The sequence below is a fragment of the Prevotella sp. DNF00663 genome, assembly GCF_001553265.1.
Classification (GTDB): Bacteria; Bacteroidota; Bacteroidia; order Bacteroidales; family Bacteroidaceae; genus Prevotella.
The window spans coordinates 1-4,251 of sequence record NZ_KQ960608.1; the positions used below are offsets into that span (position 1 = coordinate 1).

At 33.8% G+C, this 4,251-nt stretch carries 4 protein-coding genes; 2 read left to right on the forward strand and 2 right to left on the reverse strand.

What is annotated here, in order from left to right:
* Positions 1-91: 91 nt before the first annotated feature.
* On the forward strand, positions 92-334 hold the full coding sequence (locus HMPREF3034_RS03880) for an RNA polymerase sigma factor (protein WP_052052842.1): 243 nt from the start codon (positions 92-94) through the stop codon (positions 332-334).
* Between the two features lie 237 nt (positions 335-571).
* On the opposite strand, the gene HMPREF3034_RS03885 is transcribed toward HMPREF3034_RS03880, so the two are convergent.
* Both HMPREF3034_RS03885 and HMPREF3034_RS03890 read right to left on the reverse strand, forming a co-directional pair.
* Entirely contained in the window at positions 572-1,360 is a 789-nt protein-coding gene (locus tag HMPREF3034_RS03885) for a class I SAM-dependent methyltransferase (RefSeq protein ID WP_036897370.1), read from the reverse strand.
* Between the two features lie 236 nt (positions 1,361-1,596).
* Positions 1,597-2,211 (reverse strand): TetR/AcrR family transcriptional regulator, encoded by a 615-nt coding sequence (locus HMPREF3034_RS03890; RefSeq protein ID WP_036897245.1) that lies wholly within the window; start codon positions 2,209-2,211, stop codon positions 1,597-1,599.
* 309 nt (positions 2,212-2,520) lie between these two features.
* Here HMPREF3034_RS03890 and HMPREF3034_RS03895 point away from each other — a divergent pair, with 309 nt between their 5' ends.
* Entirely contained in the window at positions 2,521-4,098 is a 1,578-nt protein-coding gene (locus HMPREF3034_RS03895; protein ID WP_062433389.1) for a glycoside hydrolase family 31 protein, read from the forward strand.
* Positions 4,099-4,251 lie beyond the last annotated feature (153 nt).

The following is a 4,251-nucleotide window of genomic DNA, read 5'->3' on the forward strand; positions in this document are numbered from 1 at the left end:
GATTAAGGTGCAAGGTGTCGCTGAATAGTTACTGTAGCAGTTTTAGGGCTGATTCTACTATACAAATTATAAATAACCTCATAAGTCTGATATGCCACAATTAGATAAGAGCATTTTATTAGGACTTCGAAATGGTCAATTGAAGCATTTTGAAATGGTATTCCATCATTATAATAGATGGGTATATAATTTCGCATTCGACTTGTTGGAAGATGCAGCTGCAGCTCAAGATATTACCCAAGATGTGTTTGTGCAGGTTTGGAATCATCATGAAAGTATTGATTGTGATGCAAATTTTGAAAGTTATTTGTGGTTCATCCGACATTTGGAGTGATGAACCATAAGCTCTTATATTCATATAGTTACGAAGTAATAGCCTCCGCTAAAAGCCTATAAAAAGCCATTTTATAAAAACAAAAAATCATAATTCAAGCTTTTCTAAAGTCGGCGTTGCCGAACTGCTGTGCGACATCGTTAAATCCTTTTATATAAAGCTGTTATAATGGAGGTTTGTTATCTTCTACGACAACGTTGATTATATCTATCACTCCAAATTCCTGATGAACCAAAATTATTTTCTCAGCACATAAGTGCAAGAAGTCGTGTAAAAGTTTCGTAAATATTTTATCTTCGAAAAAACAGGCGAGAGAAGTCGTGGAGTCAAATTAAATTTTTGCTTATAATGAGGATTGATAAGCCATAATTGCCGTTTAACTATCCGAAAACCAATTGTTTTTATAAGTTTTTCAAAACTTTCAACAGTCACTTGTGAGCGTTTTATACTAAACAGTTCCTGAATAGTATCACTATTAGTTCCATTGAGTGTGAGGAAAGCTTTATAAAGAGGATTAGGAAGAAGATGTATGAATGGAATTTTAGAAACAAAGCCAGTACTGATTTGTTGATGTCCACCAAAAGGATTTTGCCATGCAGGAAAGCATACAAAAACTAAACTTTTTTCTGTCATGAACTCTTTTATATGAGACAAAAATTCTTTCTTACAAGGAGGTTCTATATGCTCTATCACATCCCTAAGTATTATAATATCAAATTTTCCTATTCCCTCTTTTGAATTATTAAGTAACATAAAATTTTCACATATAAAAGTACCTTTCTGATTTTCTCTCTTAAAAAAATCTACAGCTTGTTCTATGCGTGAGCCGCATATGTCTATACCTGTTACCAAACATCCTATTTGAGCAAAAGGTAGCAGGTTTCCTCCCTCCCCACATCCTATTTCAAGGACTTTTGTTCCTACTCCTATATTTATATAGGAACGCAGTAATTCTATATAGAAGTCTTTGGTTGTACAAGCCAACTCTTGAAAGTAACGAAATCTATCTTTGTGTCTTTTTTGCATTTTTTTTAATATTAAAAAAACACACGAGTTACTATAATGTTTTTTGCAAGAAATTTGTCATAGTAACTCATGTGTTTTTATTCGGTACGAAAGTAATCTCGTTACCGAATTGGTTTGTAAAATGTCGTTATTATTCTATGATAAACTGATAAGTCCTAAATATTGTTCCATATTATCATTTTCTACAACCCTATTAGGCAAAAATGAAGAAACTCTTGTTATATAAACTCCTCTCATTATTTTACAGCATTATAGATTAACATGTATTTCCTTCTTAATTCTTGGATACTCAATCCATCACCCGTAATAGCAAGTAAAAAGGAGTCTCCGTAATACAAGGAACGGAACAATGATATTGCCAGCTCAGACTCCACATTACCACTCAACTCTCCACATTTGACACCTAAATCATAGTAATGCCTCCATTGATTATGAATTAGTATCTCTATTTCATTATATTTTTCCACAAATCCATTATAATGAAAAGATGCAGATGCCAATAAATTCACATATTGCGCAGAGATGTTTTTATCAATTCTGTTTTCTTTCATCACTCTCATTCGTTTCTCTGTATTATTCAATTCATAGTCAATATAAGTCCAGAATGGAGTTTTCTCTGAAGCAGGAATATCCGCATTCAACGTATCAGATATGAAATCAAATATAAACTTATCGATAACAGCCTTATATAATCCTTCTTTATTTTTAGTTCGATAATAAATAGAGCCACGAGTTATTCCTGTGGCTTCTTCTAAATCTCCAGTTGTTACATTTACATATTCTTTTGACAAGAAGAGTTTAAATGCTTCTTGCAATATATAATCTGTCTTATCTTTTGTTTTGCTTCCCATAAATAATAGATTCTAAATTATTATAATGGTGATACTAATCTTTCAATGTTTGCAAATATCTGAAATTTTATAATTGTAACCAAATTTTTCGGAGGTTTTTTCTTTAAAAAGTTTCTTTTTTCTCTCTTTTTCATGTGTTGCAGTGTAAAATGGTTGATTATAAGTCTTTTTGCTAGCATAATAACGACACTAAAACTTCTAAAAATTATTTCCTATAGAGTTAGATGTGATTAATAGATTATATAAAGCAATAAGTTGTATAATATCTCGTTTCTTTTAAGGAACGAGATATTTTTAAAAGTATTTGTCATGAAAAAAGTAATAATTTTATGCTTATTGTTTGTTGAACTATGCCATGTACATGCCCAACAGGTTGATATTCTACCCAATGAATGCTGGTGGGGAGTAGGAACTGGTATTGGAACTCAATTACCAATAAGTAACCAATCTCTAGAAGTAAATACGCGCATAGAGAATTTTAATAATCAAACAGCACCTTTGTTATTGTCAAATCAAGGAAGAGCAATTTGGTTAGATGCTGCTTACCATTTGAAGGTTACCAATCGCGTGATGAATTTTCAGCCTACGCAAGGTGGGGTGGAGGTTCAAACGTATGGTAAGACCTTGCGTGATGCTTACTTGGGAGCAATGAATAGGCATTTTCCAGCAACAGGAGAAATTCCACCATCTCTATTTTTTGAGCGTCCTATTTATAATAGCTGGATAGAGCTGCTCTATAATCAAAACCAAGCCGACATATTAAAATATGCTCATAATATTATAGATAATGGTTTTGAACCGGGCATTCTTATCATTGATGATAATTGGCAAAAAGATTATGGCGAATGGGAATTCCGGGCCGAAAAGTTCCCAAATCCTAAGCAAATGATAGATGAACTCCACAGTTTAGGATTTAAAGTAATGTTGTGGGTATGCCCTTATGTTTCGCCTGATAGTAAAAAGAGTCGAGATTTTGAGGCTAAAGGACTTTTTGTTAAAGCAAAGGGTACAAATCAAGCTGCAGTAGCTCGGTGGTGGAATGGATATAGTTTCGTTTATGATTTAAGTAATCCCGAAGCTTATAATCAGATTCGTGAAGAGTTAAAAGAATTGCAAAAGAAATATGGTATCGATGGTTTTAAATTTGATGCAGGCGATTCTTATAGTTATTTAGAAGAGAATGTAGATGTGTATGATGGAAAATCCTTTGATATTGCGCAAACATATTTGTGGGCAGCGCTAGGTAGGGAATTTCAATATAATGAAATGCGTGCTTGTTGGAGGCATGGCAATGAAGGATTGGTACAACGTTTAGGCGATAAGAAATATTCGTGGGTGGGTGTGAGTCAATTGGTGCCTGATATGATTTCGGCAGGATTGTTAGGTTATGCTTTTACTTGTCCCGATATGATTGGTGGCGGTGAATATGGTAGCTTCTACAATGTAGATGAAGATAAGTTTGACCAAACACTCATCATTCGGTCATGTCAAATCCATGCAATGATGCCTATGATGCAATTCTCTGTTGCCCCGTGGCGTATTTTATCAAAAGAAAATTTGTCCATAGTTCGTAAATACGCACACTGGCATACACAACTAGGTTCGTATATTTTGGAACAGGCGAAGAAATCTGCTCAAACTGGAGAACCTATAGTTCGTCACATGGCTTATAGTTTTCCCAATCAAGGTTTTGAAAGTGTTAGCGACCAATATATGTTTGGTGATAAATATCTGGTAGCTCCTGTAACAACGGCTGTTAATCATCGAACCGTAAAATTGCCCAAAGGGAAATGGCGAGATGACCAAGGAACTATATATAATGGTGGCAAAGTTTACCAACTTGATGTACCAATAGATCGTTTACCTTGGTTTGTGAAAGTGAAATGATGTTGGTCTACAGTATCTAAAATATAGTATAAAGATAGTACTCCTTGACAGAATAGGGGAGTATTGTTGCGTAAGATTATGGCAATTTCTTTGTATAATCCTTGATTTATATCAATGTTGTGCTTAAAATCTCGTTTTTTTGCAAAATATTGG